The organism is Ruegeria sp. CG4 (assembly GCF_056537185.1).
This window is the reverse complement of record NZ_JBQFRB010000017.1, coordinates 14,265-29,348: the sequence shown is the minus strand read 5'-3', so window position 1 is coordinate 29,348 and position 15,084 is coordinate 14,265. Positions and strand designations below refer to the sequence as shown.

At 52.6% G+C, this 15,084-nt stretch carries 14 protein-coding genes; 2 read left to right on the top strand and 12 right to left on the bottom strand.

The features are described from left to right. Positions 1-28: 28 nt before the first annotated feature. From ACR0J2_RS23885 to ACR0J2_RS23860, 6 genes are all read right to left on the bottom strand, one after another. Positions 29-934, bottom strand: coding sequence for a haloalkane dehalogenase (locus ACR0J2_RS23885; RefSeq protein WP_170682728.1), 906 nt, complete (start codon positions 932-934; stop codon positions 29-31). Positions 935-1,020: 86 nt separating this feature from the next. Next, positions 1,021-1,164, bottom strand: coding sequence for a hypothetical protein (locus ACR0J2_RS23880; protein ID WP_170682729.1), 144 nt, complete (start codon positions 1,162-1,164; stop codon positions 1,021-1,023). A gap of 23 nt (positions 1,165-1,187) precedes the next feature. Beyond that, the gene (locus tag ACR0J2_RS23875) at positions 1,188-3,077 is read right to left on the bottom strand and encodes an SLC13 family permease (RefSeq protein WP_170825411.1); all 1,890 of its coding nucleotides are present in this window, start codon (positions 3,075-3,077) and stop codon (positions 1,188-1,190) included. A 375-nt stretch (positions 3,078-3,452) separates the two neighbouring features. Then, on the bottom strand, positions 3,453-4,772 hold the full coding sequence (locus ACR0J2_RS23870; protein WP_170825410.1) for an ABC1 kinase family protein: 1,320 nt from the start codon (positions 4,770-4,772) through the stop codon (positions 3,453-3,455). 6 nt (positions 4,773-4,778) lie between these two features. Beyond that, the gene (locus tag ACR0J2_RS23865; protein WP_170682732.1) at positions 4,779-5,252 is read right to left on the bottom strand and encodes a DUF427 domain-containing protein; all 474 of its coding nucleotides are present in this window, start codon (positions 5,250-5,252) and stop codon (positions 4,779-4,781) included. Between the two features lie 188 nt (positions 5,253-5,440). Continuing rightward, complete coding sequence (locus ACR0J2_RS23860) at positions 5,441-6,559, bottom strand: pyridoxal phosphate-dependent aminotransferase (RefSeq protein ID WP_170825409.1); 1,119 nt, start codon at positions 6,557-6,559, stop codon at positions 5,441-5,443. Between the two features lie 41 nt (positions 6,560-6,600). Here ACR0J2_RS23860 and ACR0J2_RS23855 point away from each other — a divergent pair, with 41 nt between their 5' ends. Further along, positions 6,601-7,356: an N-acyl homoserine lactonase family protein gene (locus tag ACR0J2_RS23855; protein ID WP_480814090.1), complete on the top strand. Its 756-nt coding sequence runs from the start codon at positions 6,601-6,603 to the stop codon at positions 7,354-7,356. Positions 7,357-7,404: 48 nt separating this feature from the next. Here the strand turns inward: ACR0J2_RS23855 and ACR0J2_RS23850 are convergent, their stop codons facing one another. From ACR0J2_RS23850 to ACR0J2_RS23825, 6 genes are all read right to left on the bottom strand, one after another. Then, positions 7,405-8,133 (bottom strand): SDR family oxidoreductase, encoded by a 729-nt coding sequence (locus ACR0J2_RS23850; protein ID WP_170389737.1) that lies wholly within the window; start codon positions 8,131-8,133, stop codon positions 7,405-7,407. Between the two features lie 441 nt (positions 8,134-8,574). Next, positions 8,575-9,141 carry a YdeI/OmpD-associated family protein gene (locus ACR0J2_RS23845; RefSeq protein WP_480814089.1) on the bottom strand — a complete coding sequence of 189 codons (567 nt, stop codon included), beginning with the start codon at positions 9,139-9,141 and terminating at the stop codon, positions 8,575-8,577. Positions 9,142-9,156: 15 nt separating this feature from the next. After that, positions 9,157-10,656 (bottom strand): cryptochrome/photolyase family protein, encoded by a 1,500-nt coding sequence (locus ACR0J2_RS23840; protein ID WP_480814088.1) that lies wholly within the window; start codon positions 10,654-10,656, stop codon positions 9,157-9,159. A 3-nt stretch (positions 10,657-10,659) separates the two neighbouring features. Further along, on the bottom strand, positions 10,660-11,904 hold the full coding sequence (locus ACR0J2_RS23835; protein ID WP_480814087.1) for an FAD-binding domain-containing protein: 1,245 nt from the start codon (positions 11,902-11,904) through the stop codon (positions 10,660-10,662). Beyond that, positions 11,901-12,032: a DUF2256 domain-containing protein gene (locus ACR0J2_RS23830; RefSeq protein ID WP_480814107.1), complete on the bottom strand. Its 132-nt coding sequence runs from the start codon at positions 12,030-12,032 to the stop codon at positions 11,901-11,903. The genes ACR0J2_RS23835 and ACR0J2_RS23830 overlap by 4 nt, the downstream gene beginning before the upstream one ends. Before the next feature lie 8 nt (positions 12,033-12,040). After that, positions 12,041-13,549: an FAD-binding domain-containing protein gene (locus ACR0J2_RS23825; protein ID WP_480814086.1), complete on the bottom strand. Its 1,509-nt coding sequence runs from the start codon at positions 13,547-13,549 to the stop codon at positions 12,041-12,043. An 886-nt stretch (positions 13,550-14,435) separates the two neighbouring features. Between ACR0J2_RS23825 and ACR0J2_RS23820 the strand changes: the two genes are divergently transcribed. Continuing rightward, positions 14,436-14,705, top strand: coding sequence for an HlyU family transcriptional regulator (locus ACR0J2_RS23820; RefSeq protein WP_170825407.1), 270 nt, complete (start codon positions 14,436-14,438; stop codon positions 14,703-14,705). The last annotated feature ends 379 nt before the right edge of the window (positions 14,706-15,084 follow it).

The window sequence follows — 15,084 nt, the reverse complement described above, 5'->3', positions numbered from 1 at the left end:
GCAGGGGAAGACACTAGTCTGACAGCCGTTATGTTTGCTCAATGAATTTCAAAGTCGCGTTTGCTAGCTCTGCCCCAGCATCTTCTTGAATGAAATGCCCCGCTTTAGGCAAAACGGTATGATTTTGACCAACTGCGCCAGGGATCGACTTTTGGAACAGTTTGTCTACCCCCGCCATGACCCTGTCGTCTTCTCCAAAAACAGTCAGAAACGGGGTGTTGAGGGTCTTGAGGGTTTCCCATGCGGCCCGGTTGGCTTCTGAAGCTGGATTGTCAGGCGAGTCGGGCACCAACACTGGAAACTCTCGAGCGCCTGCCAGATAGCGCGCATCCGGGAATGGTGCGTTGTAGGCTGCGACCTCTTCTTCTGAAATTTTAGATGTCGTTCCGCCGAATACGATGCGTCCCGAATTAAATTCAGGTACGGATTGTGAGTATTCCCGCCATGAAAGAAATGCCTCACCCAAGGGCACGTCACCGGTGGGCAAGGCCGTGTTCGCCACAACAACACGAGAGAAACGCTCGGGCATACTCGCGACCAGCCGCAAGCCTATTAAACCGCCCCAGTCCTGGCAAACCAATGTGATGCCCGTTAGGTCAACTTTACGCAACCACTCGGACATCCAGTCTACATGGCGTTGGTAGGTGTAATCGAACCGCTCGGTTGGCTTGTCCGACCGTCCAAACCCAATCAAATCAGGAGCCAGAACTCGATGGCCCGCATCTTTGAATAACGGAATCATGTGCCGATACAGGAAGCACCAAGTTGGCTCTCCATGCATCAACAATACGGGCGGTGCCTGTTCCGGTCCCTCGTCCAAATAGTGCATTCGGAGACGACCGCCCTCGGTATCATCCACATCAAGATAATTCGGGCCGAATGCGAAATCTGGCAACCCGTCAAACCGATGGTCAGGTGTTCGAAGGAACTTCATTGTGAACTCTCCAAAATGCCGACGGTATTGGCCAAGCAACAGTGATCGATAAAACAAAGACGGTCCAGTACCAGCGTATGTCGACGTCAGGTTTGCATTTGTTCGCCGCCCTTCTTCTCTTTCTCGCAGCGAAAGTCCATTTGTATAGATCTCGGATTTTCTGCTCCAACAAAAGGATTGGCCTCCAAGACCTCATCTTGCCAGTTCTTCTGAGCTGAAGCAGAGTTCATTGTGCGGGTCGCCTAGAAGCGGCTCAGAAGAAAAGCGCAAGTCCGGTCATTGAAACAACCAAGAAAAGGAGAGTCATGATTCCGCCCGAGCGAACGAAATCGACCACCCGATAGCCTGCTGGGCCCATGATCAACGCATTCACCTGATGTGTTGGGATCAAAAATGAGTTGGACGTTGAAATTGCCACGGTGAGAGCAAATACGGCCGGGTTACCACCCGCCGATACGGCAATAGAAACCGCCAGCGGCACCAGCAGAACAGTTGCACCTACGTTGGACATGACCAGCGTGAACGCCGTTGCCAAAACGGCGATCCCTGCTTGCAAAGACCAGATCGGCCACCCCTTCAGAAGGGCCAACACATGCGCGGCAATCCAATCCGCAGTGCCAGTGTTCTGAACTGCTTGGCCCAACGGGATCAGCGAAGCCAGTAGAAAGACTGTGCTCCAACTTATCGACTCGTAGGCTTCGTCAATCGAGAGCACCCGGCTCAACACCATCCCAATAGCGCCGATCAACAGGCATAATGACAATCGCAGATCAGAAAACAGAATTAAGCTCAACGCTATTAGGAAGAAAGCAAGCGCCCATCCGACCTTGTGTGGGCGTAACTCTTCTTGGGGAAAGTCCGAAGTTACGACGACAAAATCCCTGTCTGACTTCAGTCGTGTCAGGCGGTCCCATTGCACGTGCACGACACACGTATCACCCGCCTGCAAAGGGACTTGCCCGATGTGCGTGGCTGAATGATCTTCGGTTTCTACATGGCTCAGTGTTTCTTCGCCGCGCTGAATGGCCAACAGAGACAAACCATGTGTCTGACGGAGACGCAAATCAATCGGAGTTTGCCCGACCACCGAAGATCCGGGGGGAATGACAATCTCTGCAACCCCTGATTGGGTCGCGGCGAAATCATCCGCAAAGACATCCAGCTGTGGCAAAATCTCCAGCCCGTATGGCTCAGTGAACTGTTGCTGAACGACCCGACGCAGACCAAGCACTGCAAGCCGTGCTGGCGCTTCGATTACGGTATCAGCCATCGGCGCGATGACCTTGTGGCCGCGATAGGATGTACCAAGAATGTAAATATTATGGGCGACCATGACATCCGCGAGCGTTTGTCCAATCAAGATCGAGCCTTCTGGAACACGAACCTCGAACATATCGGCCCTAAGCCCATAGGTGTTTTCTACATAGGTCTGCATGGACCGAGCTGAGCTTGCGTCTTCTCCACGCTCTCGCTGCGCTGGAAGAACCCAACGACCAAAGAGCACAAAGTAAAGCACCCCTGTCAGCACCAGCATCACTCCGATAGGCGTGACTGAAAACAACCCAAATGTCTCCATTTGTTGGTCAGCTGGAAGGGATGAGTTTGCCGAAACAATCAGGTCATTCAACAGGATGAGGGGCGACGACCCGACCAATGTGATCGTACCACCCAGAATCGCGCAAAACCCCATGGGCATCAGCAACCTGCTCATCGGTATTTCTGTACGCGCTGAGATGCGGCTCACAACAGGCAGGAAAAGCGCAGCAGCTCCTACGTTCTGCATGAAAGAGCTGATGACACCAACCGTTGTTGAAATTATGGGGATTATCCGGGCCTCTGTCGTGCCACCATTCTTGAGGATCAAGGCCGCGACCTTTGACATAAGTCCGGTCTTATCAAGCCCAGCCCCAATTACCATCACTGCGATAATGGACATTACAGCGTTGGAGGAGAAACCTTCAAAGAGCTTAGAAATATCGGCGAGATTACCTAGCCCTGGTAGATAGCTCAGTGCGCCAAGCAGTACCATTACAAGAATTGCTGCAACATCGATCCGTATAATCTCGGTAACAAAAAGTAAGACCGTAAAAGACAATAGACTCAGTACGGCTATCATTTCGTGCGTCAGTGTTGGTAATTCCATATCGTACTCCCAACCTGACGTTACCTGACTAGCAGCAAATACGAAGGACCAGCTCTGCGCAGCAAATAAGGCCAAAGTCCATCAGGCCGGCTCACGCGGCTTGTTTTCTCGGACGTGATATCTGCTGAAACCTGGATTTCGCCAACGCAAAGAGACGCTGGTGACAAACTCCCAAGCCTCTCTTAACCATCGCAATGCAAAATGAACTTTCACTATTTCTCGAGTACAAACACTTACATATTCCGTATCGTCATTATTCATATGGACTCGGCGCAGACCTTCGCTGCACTTACTGCTAGCAACAGCTTTGCGGGCTATGCTCCCCTAGGCGCGAGTATATGCTGGTCATTCCTGTCCGTCGTCGGAAGTTTTGGGTTAGTTGACGTACTTTGCAAGAAGTGTCTTCACAGGCAACGAGGCATTCAATCGAGTGGCCAATAAGAACATCCCTCCAATCTTTCGCTGAAGGTAAAGAACATCCATTGGAAGCTGGGGTGGGAAATACCCGGCCTCAGCCAAAGACATGCCTTCTTTGTTCAAGTGGTTGGAGAGCGCTCGGTCGGAGAAATCAAATTCATCCGCAGATAGGATTGCGTCAAAAACGCTGCGGATCATTCCGAGGATGCGGTCGTCAAATGGGCCATCACCTTCAATAAGCTTCAGTTGTATGGCAGCCTTTCGAAGCGCCGCGCCGTCTTCAAGCAAACCGGCGCGCAACAGATCCACGTATCCATCTATTGCAGATGGTTGCAGTGCGCGTGCCGCGCCAAAATCCAAGAGACCGATTTTTCCATTGGATGGGTTGTATCGGTAATTGGCAAAGTTTGGATCGCTCTGCATCATACCGAACTCAAAAACCTCGCGCAGCGTGAGATTGACCAAGGCCTCTAAGACTCGATTGCGTTCCTCGCTTGTCTCATCACTCACGGCCTCGATAGGGCGACCTTCCAGAAAGGACATCGTCAGAACTTCTGGCGTGCTCCAATCTGGATAGAACTCTGGGATTTTAAACGCTTCATCGCCCTGCAATAGGTCAGCAAAACAGCGCAGGTATTGCCCCTCGCGTTCATAGTCCGTTTCTTCATGTAATTGACTGCGCGCCTCTTGGATATACGGAGCCAGATCAAAGCTTTGGGGAAGCAGACCTGACATGCGAACCAGAGTGGCAACGTTGGCCATGTCGCTGTCGATACTGCGCGCGATACCGGGATATTGCACTTTGATCGCCACATCGCGCCCGTCTTTCAAGGTTGCACGATGTACTTGCCCTATACTAGCCGCCGCAATGGGCCTTACATTGAAGGTGTGAAAGGCCTTTAGCCAGTCCTGGCCCCAGTTTCGGTTCAAGACGTCACGCAGTTGTTTGGGGGGCATGAAATGCGCCTGATCTCGCAAACGCGCCATGATGTCAGCCAGTTCAGGCGGCAAGACCTCACCTGCATCCATTGAAATCAACTGACCCACCTTCATCGCGGCGCCTCGCATGCGAGCGAGTTGATCCGCGACTCGTGTCACGTTGCCGGGTGTCATCAACAAACCACGCATATCGGGTCGCGCGCCGCGACCGATCTCTCTTAGGGCGCGTGCTGCCATGCTCCCCGCAATGCCTGCCGTCATGCTGCTTAAACCGGCAACACGGACCAAACGGCTTGTAGGAACTGCCAAAGGGGTTGGTGAGGATTTAGGGTCGGTCATCAATACTCACCAAAATTCCGTGCCCGGAGCGCCTTTTATGCGACCCTTCAAGTTTTCGGTGACCCAACCTCCATAGAAATCCCCGGGTTGCGGGATCACCCGGTACTCACCAACAAAACAGGCGTCCATAAGTCCGGCGTAAAAGGCGAGATAGCCCTTAATCCGTTCAAATCTGATGGTTGGTGCAGCATAACTCCACGCAGCTTTCTTAGCCGCAGCTGCCCCGCTCTGAACGTCCCAGTAGCTCGCAACACCCTTCCACTCGCAGAATGATCTACCCGAGGCCTTTGTCAGAACGGCATCAATGTCTTGCGGCGGAATATAATACGTGGGGGCGTGGTGGGTTTCGAGAACCTGAAACGCCTGATCGGTTTCCACGATTGTTTGACCGCCGAGCTCGATCCGCACTCGATGAGGCACTGCCCGCAGCGCAGGTGGTCGCGGATAGTCTTGGATGTTTTCAGTTGTCCAACCTGTCATTTCGAACCTTGGTTATGAATCAGTTGTTCCATCTTCGAACTAGCGCCCCGACAGCGTTATTCTAGCGATAGAGCTTTCAGCGTATGGCAGGTGAACTTGCACCAAAATTGGGCTTAGTGTCAGCTTGGGACGGGCAACGTTATTTGACCGACTTTGCAGCCCGAACCGTCGAAATGAGTGTCCTAAATCTACCAGTTTGCCAATAGTTCGCCCATGCGCTCTAGGCCAAGGTCGAGGTTGGCAGCAGCACCTCCCCCCACACCCAGTCGGATGTGGTTCTGCATCCCATAAGACGAACCCGGTAGTAGAAATGTCCGATAGGGATCGGCGAGCAAGCGTTTGGCGAACACGTCGCCATCAATCCCATCGAGCCGTGCCAAACCAATTAATCCGGCCTGAGGTTTGACCCAATCGAGGTTGGGCTGATCGGCAACAAACCTATCCAGGCGTTCCAGCGTTTTCATCCCAGCTGCCCGTGCAGTTTTCAAAGCCTGATTATATCGGTCAGACCTCAAGGCGATTTCGGCGATGACTTCGCCAAGAATATTCATAATTTCGCTCGAGTTTTCCCGCAGAATAATAGCGTCCCAAATGAGATCTGAATCACGGCATATCATCCAGCCGGTGCGTAGCCCCTGGAGCCCCAGTGCCTTGGAAACGCTGCCCGTCGTGATACCCCTTGGATACAAACCAGCAATCGAAGGGGCACGGGACCCGTCCCACTCCAATCCCGCGTAAACCTCGTCAACAACCAGCCATGCGCCTACGCGATCTGCGATTTGGACAAGCCTTTCCAGCTCTGCTTGTGTCATCAACTGCCCGGTGGGGTTATTGGGGTTGGTCATAAAGATGAGCCGCGTGCGCGCTGTTACTGCGGCCTCAACTTTGTCGAGCGGCAATACCCAACCAGCCCTCTCTTCGCGGTCGACAAGTTTTAGCGTCGCGCCAACTGCCTCTGCCAATACGCCCGCTTGTGGCCAGCCCGGGCGTTCCGTTACGACTTCGTCGCCCGGTTGGACCAATTGCATGAATGCAAGATAATTGGCTTCCGCGGCGCCGGCGGTGATCAGAACGTCGTCTGGCTTGCAAACATCAGACAAGCCAGCGCGGTCCAAAACATGCCGTCGTAAAGCAGGCAGACCCCGAAAGCTCTTTTGGTTCCAATCCAACGGCAGCGCTGGATCCAGCGCATCCATGAACTCACCCAAACGCGGCGACTCGGACAAGGAAAACCCAACGAAAGCTTCTGGATCCGCTTCCGTGGTATCCAGTAGGTATTGAAAAAGTGTGTGTATCTTGACTTTCATGCTCTACTCAAAACCTTTGTAGTCAATCAGGGAGAGAGTCTGTGCAAGCAGAGGGATTTGTCAAAGGGCGACCGATTGACCTTGTGGTTTTGGACTACGGGCTGTTCAAGGTCCATTCCACTGGCCGCATCATAGGTATCTGCGGGTTTCTGATCCGAACAGATTTGGGAGAAGCAATACTCATCGACACTGGATTTCCTGAAAAATACGCCATTGATACCGACGCCGCGGTCATAGAAGATCGATTGTTCGAGTTTGGCGAGGTTCTGAAGTGCGAACCAGATAATCTGCCACGCGCACAGCTGGCAAAACTCGGGCTTATTCCGTCAGACATTACATTACAGATTTGTACGCACTCCCATATCGACCATATCGGTGCATTGGGCGACTTTCCAAACAGTCCCATTCTCATCTCCTCTGCCGAGCGAGCCTTACCTCGCCCCTTGTATTGGGGCGATATGCGGCCGATGGAATGGCCCGAGCAGGATTACCTGGTTATTGATGACGACGTAGAGATTGGGCCAGGTATCTTCGTTTTGATGGCACCCGGTCATGCGCCTGGCCAGATCGCGGTAATGGTCGATCTTCCGTCGGGGGCGATTTTATTGACTAGTGATGCGATTTCCCGACCAGCAGAAATCGACGAGAAGTTTGCCGGGTCTTGGGACGAAGATGCAGCAATTGCCAGCGCAGACAGGTTGATGCGTCTGGCATCCGAGCGAGATGCCTTTGTAATCTATGGGCATTGTCCAAAGCAGTGGGCTGTTCTGAAGAAAGCACCAGAAGTCTACAGCTGATCCCACCCCTTGGACCATTTTTCCGGAAAGTGATGTCGCACCAAAGAATTATCTGACGTCGCGCCCTTGGTTCAGAATAATCACATTCCCACTGGAAACATCCCCTGCCGGTGAAATGAGAAAACCAACCCAAGAGGCGATTTGCTCAGGTAGCATCGCATGACCATGTGGCATGGCACTAACGGCTTTCTTCAAGACTTCCTCGGTCAAGACATTGAACAACGGTGTCTCAGTCATGGCAGGTGCCAGAGAATTTACACAGATTTTATCCTTTGCGTATCGACGGGCGAGGTCTTTTGTTAGAGTATCCATCGCTGCTTTTGACGCGCGGTAGTGCGGAGGGTCGAACACATCGAAATTGTAAGCACCGTTCGATGAGATATTTACAATCTTTTTGATGCCTTCGCGTTCTAACATCAATTGGACCGCTTGCTGGCAACAATGGAATGCAGAATTAAAGTTGATTGCCATCTGCTTTTCGAGTTCCTCGGGCGGAATGTGCGGGAAGTCAGACATAAAGCAGGTGCCAGCGTTGTTTACCAAAGCATCCAGACCGCCATGGGCTGTCCTAATGCGCTCAAACGTTTGAGCCACGGCCAAAGGATCAGTTAAGTCAACGTAAATAGGTGTGAAGTCCGAACTAAATTCTGATGCCAGTTCGTTCAGACGCTCTTCTTTGAGGTCCAGACCAATCACATGCAACCCGTTTGTCTGCAATTGGCGGCAGATGGCCTGCCCCATCCCTCCCGCGGCGCCGGTCACAACAGCTGTTTTCATAGTCACTCCTCTGACCTCGGCCTCGTATGAAGCACAATAGAGTATAGTATGAACCAGGCATCCCTTTTACATGAAATTGGCACGGTTCAATTGGGCTTGAAATCATCGCTCGTCCTCTTTGGGCTCAGTGTGGTCATTCGCAGCTGTCTGCTAGGTAACTGCTCTGCGAAAATTTCCAACATTGGACTTTCGATAATCGCTGATGCAGCGTGGCCTTTTAGGCGCGTCAAAGGCTGCGCGGCATTGCATCGGGTTTCCCGTTTGCAGCCACTCAACGAGGCGGAATTGGCGCGAACTTAAGTCTGAGCACTTGGACCGTAGTGCCACAAACGCGAAAATTCATTGCTTAAGCGGACGGCGACCTCCGTAGCGGCTACTCCAAACCAAAATTTTGGCTGCGTTGCTCTAATGCGATACGAAAGTTCAAGTTCCAACTAGGGACTAAGAACAAACCTGACGGCGCCACATTTGCTGCATTCTTTCGCCGGTGTGCGTGGTTTCGACCGTGTTATCGATCCGCCGTTGGCGCGTTGTCGGGTACTTGGCGACCTTAATCCAGCGCAGGACATTGCGTCGGTGAGACGGTGGCAATCGCACCCATTTGTCCAAGTTCAATACAACGGATAAATCGTTTGGGACGATTAGAGCATTGACATCGTCAAAAAAGTTCCAAAGCCCTGAAGCTTTACCGGCTTGTATGGAAGCCTCTCCGGCGGGGTGCACTATGCCTTCTTGCCCAAGGCGCTCCGCCCTGTCCTTGTAGCTTTTGGACAAAGATTGTTGTTTTCGCGGGCTGATAAGTTGCGCCGTACGGTCTTCATCGATTCGAAATCGTCTTCCATCAATCCAACCATACGCAATCAGCGCATCCAACACTTCATCCCGGCTGACATATCTACACAGATGTGCAGCCTTCCACGTGATCAGTCGGACGCTCTCAGGTTGGGTAAAGTGCTTGTTCAGCCAGTCCCAAAGTTGATCTCTGGATGTGACCTCACTCTCAGTCATACGCTGCCGAGGAGTTCATGCTCGTGTCATCCGTTGCAAAAAAGCTTCAGCCGTCTTGACATGCTTGTTTTTGACTTCTGACGACATGCGCCCAGCCGTACGGCACATCATCGCCCATCGGGGATTTCCTGCAAGTCTATCGGTGTGTTTCAGGATAAAGCGCCAATAAAGTCCGTCCCAAATTTCGGTCCAAGGCCCTTTGCCCCAATGGCTCATTTTGCGAACATAGTTTGAACCCGAAAAGTACGGTTTGGTGGTGATCAACCCGCCATCGGCATGCTGGCTCATCGCGTAGGCATTGGGAACCATAACCCAATCATAGCTGTCGACGAACATTTCCATAAACCAGCGATAGACATGATCCGGATCAATTTCGCACAGAAACATAAATCCGCCCAAAACCATGAGGCGTTCAATATGATGACAATACCCTGTCTTGAGCACCCTTTTGATCGTGTCGTCCAGCGGATCAATACTGGTGGTTCCGTCGTAGAAAGCGCGGGGCATTGGGCGGTGATGGCCCCAATGATTTGTCGTACGCATCGGCACACCCAGGCTCTCATAAGTCGCGCGCATAAACTCGCGCCAGCCAATGATCTGGCGGATAAAACCTTCTACCGAATTCAAGGGAACGCCCTTGCGATCCGCATGCGCCAGGGCAGCGTCCAAAACTTGTTTTGGCGCCAACAATCCTATGTTCAATGCTGGCGTGAGAACGGCGTGCCATAGCCAGTTTTCGCCCTCAACAATGGCATCTTCATAGTCGCCAAAACGTTCGAACCGCCGTTCCAGAAACTGCGCCAGCCAGTCGGACGCAGCTTTGTGTGATGTCGGATAATACAACGTATCCAGGCTGCCCAATGCTTCTGGAAAATCAGCAAGAACGCTTGCTTTTGCGGCTTCATCAACTGCGTCATGGGAAGGCCAATCGATCCAAGGCAGGCTGCCTAACAGCGCCTTGGGCACTTTCTTGCGGTTTTCCTCGTCAAAGCTCCACTGTCCCCCCGTCGGTTGACCTCTGTCCATCAACACGTTCAAGCGGCCGCGTTGGCTTTTGTAGAAATCCGCCATGAGCCATCGTTTTCGACCGGCAAACCAATCTAGATTGTGGTTCCGCGGATTCAGAAAGCCAGGCGATGGCTGGAAATCGAGCGTGATTTCGGTACTGCCAGCTGCCGCCCGTAAACGTCTTTTTGCGATGAAGTCTACTGGGTCAGCCATGGTCATTTGGCTGACACCGCGATCACGCAGACTTTGAAACAGTCGAAGACATGCGCCCGGCTGCCGCTCAAAGGGCCATATCGCGGCATCAAAGCCCTTGGCTACTAAGCCATCTCTATAGCGCGCCATTGAGGCGCGGTGCAGCCAAAGCTTTTGCTTGTGCATCGTGGCCGGATAATACGCATCACCGAAGAAAAGCGGGTCTTCGAAAAGCACAACAATGTCTGGCTGGGCGGCCAGACCCGGGTGCTGTGCAAACAATTGATTGGGAAGTAGAAGAGCAGCAGAATACACGGGTTATGGTCTTTGTTGGCTGAGCAGATTCAGTTGGCCTAAGAGCGATGGGATCTTCTTTCGAAGGCCGAAGAATCCGGCCTTTGCATGAGACCATGTCATAGCGTCGTACGGTCGCATTATCCTGTACAAAGACAAGCCTGCGTCTCTCAATACAGGTTCTGCACGATCCAGGCGTGACCGAGTGGGGCCGACAGGCACATAGGCTGTTGCAATGGTCGTGACGCCGGCATTCCGTGCTGCCTCGATCAACGGACCACACCAATCCTCAGCTGATTTCGCGTGTTTTCCGTGGGGTTCCAAAGCGTTGCTCATCGCGCCCTTGGCAAAATCCTTTGCGACGTCTCCTATCAGATTTGGAGACCGACCATGCGTCGCCAAAAGTCCAATCGCGGCAGCAGGCGACGTCGGCATCACGCCTTCACCTGACAGATCATCCTCCGTCAACAGTAACAGATAAGGACTGTTTGAGGGTATGTGAGGAGTCGCAAGGGAAACAAGCGGGTGATCTACCGGCTCGGTCAGCGGTTCTGCAAATTTGGCCAAGCCTCTCGGTTGAAACCGTCCTTCAGTAAACTTGGCAATATTTTCCGGGCGCGCGAGGTACGTTTTGCCTTTTGTGTGCAATCCGCCGACCCACCGCCAGCTCAGCGTGTTAGACGCGGGATCACCATCCAGCAAATGCCGCAAAAAGAAATCCGCGCCAAGCTGCCAGGGAATGCGCAGTGTAAAAATCCAGATTGATGCAAACCACATGCGTGCATGGTTGTGAAGGTAGCCGGTCGCCACCAGTTCTCGCGCCCAATGATCGAAACAGTCGATGCCGGTACTGCCGTTTACTGCTTCATTGAAACGGGTCTCCAAGCCCTCATCATCTTTTAGTCGCTCAAAAGCGCTCAACAAATCCCGCTGATAAAGTGCCCAGACGCTGGGCCTTTGTTCCAGCCAACCCTTGAAGTAAGTGCGCCAAAACACTTCTTGCACGAACTTCTCTGCCGCGTTGGAACAATGCGACGCTAACACCGCTGCCAAAACCTCATTCTCCGTTATCAAACGGTGGCGCAGCCAAGGTGACAAACCCGATACATTGCTGCGTTGATCGGTCCCAAAATCGTAGTTCCGCTTACCTGCATAATGCCGACCGGCGCGTCCTACGAACTGCTTCAGCCTTTTAAGGCCATTGGTTCGTGTGGGCTTGAAACTGATCGTCTCTTTCGCTTCCGCAAGTTCTGGAAAAATCTCGGTCATGCGGCCGACCTGCATTTTTTTGAGCAGTATTTCACTTGATCCCAAGCGTTTTCCCATTTCTTGCGCCAGGTGAACGGGCGCTTGCAGATCGGGCAGATTTTCTGGGGCAAATCGGCTTTCTTCCGCATCCTCATCGTTAGTCCCCCAAAGGCAGGTCGAGTTGCTCTTGATCTTGAGCCGACCGCGCATCTTTGCGAGCAGTCCACCTGGTCTTTCGGCTCGCGTGCTTTGCCGCGATGGCTTGCGCTTGGGCGCGAAACTCAGTGCTCCGGCGGACATCCCAAACCCGCTCGCGCGCGGCTTTGGCTGCTGCGAGATGGTCAAAAACACGATCTGGATAGACCGTTCCAACGATTTTCTGCGCGCTTTCAACTTTCCAGGGTTCATGGATATGCTGATCCGAAATATTGGCCAATTCCGGCAACCATGTCCGAATGAACACCCCATCAGGGTCCTGATCGTAACCCTGCTTAACTGGGTTATAGATGCGCACGGTATTGATGCCGGTGGTGCCCGATTGCATTTGCACCTGACTCCAGTGAATGCCCGGCTCATAGTCGGTAAACATGCGCGCCAAATGCTCACCCGGGGCACGCCAATCCAGCCAGAGGTGATAACTCGCCGTGGCCATCACCATTGCGCGCATCCGAAAGTTGAGCCACCCCGTCGCTTGCACTGACCGCATGCATGCATCCAAAAACGGATATCCCGTTTCGCCTTTGCACCAGGCAGCCAAAAGCTCGCAATCTGGCGCTTTCGGTCGAAGCCCGTCGTAGAGCCGATGCAAATTTTCAAACTCAATTCGAGGTTCATCCTCAAGTTTCTGAATGAAATGGCAATGCCAATGCAATCGGCCTGAAAACGAGCGCAGCGATTTGCGCCAGTCCTTTGCTTGCGACGGCAATCTGCGTCTTTGCTTTTCAGTCGCTTGTGTTACCTCGCGCATCGAAAGCGCGCCCCAAGCCAGGTAGGGTGATAGCCGCGAACACGCAACGGCTCCCTCCAAAGGGCTGGACATCTCGCGTTGGTATCTTTTGCCTCGGTAGGTCAGAAAGCTGTTCAGCCGTTCCAAACCCGCAGCTCGTCCACCTGCTTGACGACCAACGCATAGATCATCCCGCAAGCCGAGGTCGTGCCCCGTGGGAATGTATCCTGGTTCTATGCCGATATGCTCTAGCGCAACTGGTGAAGAAACGGGCAGAGCCATAAATCTATCCCAACTTTCCGCCCAGCCGTCGCGAGACTTGAGCCTCCGAAAAACGCCATGGTTTTGCACTTCGTGCCACCGCACGCCATGCTCCCTGCACCACGCAGCGACTTGACGGTCCCGCTGATACGTCCAATTATTTCCAGTTTCCTCATGTGACCAAAGCTCGTCGATTAGACCACGATCTTTTAACTGGGAAAGGACCTCCACAATTTGCCCCATGCGCACAATGAGCGGCTGGCCCAGTTTCCCAAGGTCTTTTCGTAACCCAGCGATTGTCTCAGCAACAAAGTTCCACTGCCGTGTTGACGCGTCGGGTTGCTGCCAAAGCTCCGTTTCAACTACATAGAGTGGCAGAACTGGCCCGACCTCAGACGCTTGCGCTAGTGCCGGATGATCCGTTACCCGCAAATCTCGTTTGAACCAAACGACCTGCACGACACCTCCATTGTTCAAGTAGTGTACGAACGGCCACTAAAAATGGATCTTTGTTAAAGTCGTCTCCGCAATTCGCTGCTGACGTGGCTTTTGCACAAAAGCCATTGGCCTTCGGTACTTGAATGCTGGAAGTTTCTGCGAGGAGGGGTCATAGGTGTACTGTGTGCGCCTGAACTCGACCTTTTTCTAAGAGGCCCATTCAGCAAAAAAAATTGCCTCCCGGCGACGCCACTCACTTTCGTCTCCAGGAGGCTAGCCAGACAGATCTGGCGACTACGTGAGCAAAATCGACAATACAAACTTGCCACACACGCTGATACTTGAATCTAAAATACAACAATTCAACAATTTTTACGCGCGATAAAGTAATTTTTCTCGCGTGTTATATGTTTGCTTGTGTATCAGATCTTGCAGTCACGCCTCTGAAGACAGGGTCCCATTGTGCGAGTAGTTGGTCACTAGGTTGGACAACACTGTCGTAAATGAGTAGCCAAGCCAATCTGGTTAAATACGCATGTCCAATTTCGCATTCCAAATAGTCTGGGCAGTCCCATGACCAGACTATGGCCCGCGCTGTCTGTCATCCCAGATCATGACGGCGCGGGCATTTGGATCACTGCTGCGTTCTTGCCCTGCCTGTAGCAAGCGACTGCTTGGGGCTCGGTGCAGTCGTTGGCGATGGCCTGTTTGAACGGCGGTTTTGGGCCCTCCGTGCAAGGGAGAGTGATGCGGGGGAATGGACTTTTGCCAAGGATCTGGACGTACTATGCCACGCAAGGAGCGTACCGTCGGATCGAAGACCGGTGTTCTGATAGCATGACATGCTTCACGCCTGTCCTAAGCGGCGCTAGTCTCCGGTCATGGCAACACTGAAAGGAGCCGCCCAATGTCCCTCTTCTCTAAGCTCTTCGGTGGTGGCGAAAAATCGGAGCCGGAGCCGGTCTATTACAGAGGGTTCGAAATCTTTCCGGACCTGATGCACGAAGGTGGCAAATACCGTCTTTTGGCCCGTATAGAAAAGACCATCGATGGAGATCGCAAGACCCATACAGTGATCCGTGCGGATGTCTTTGAAACCCGGGATCAGGGCGAAAGCTTCAGTATCGCAAAGGCGAAACAGGTGATTGACGAGCAGGGCGAACGCATTTTCGATTAAGTAAACAGATAGCCCAATGTAAGCGATGCAATCGACAGGTGTCCCGCAAAGTAGACATCCGTTCCGATTGGGCGAACGACCGCAATGCGGACAAAGCCGACATTCTTCTGCGCAACCTTCGAAACATTGAAAATGCAGGATAAATTCGATGCGCACTGGAAAGTATCAAGTGCTGCCGTCCGCTCGAAAATTCGTTGTGACTTCTAGTTTGAAGTCGGCTCAAAACGCAGCGCTGGAAATAATTTTCCCTATCACGGCATCGTTGCTCCAAAACCCCGTGGTCACCGATAGTATTTAGCTTGGGCGCCGCAATCTTGTTGAGCGGAAGATACAATCAAAAACTGGATTTCAGTTGTTTCTGAATCTAGGCTTCAGCGTT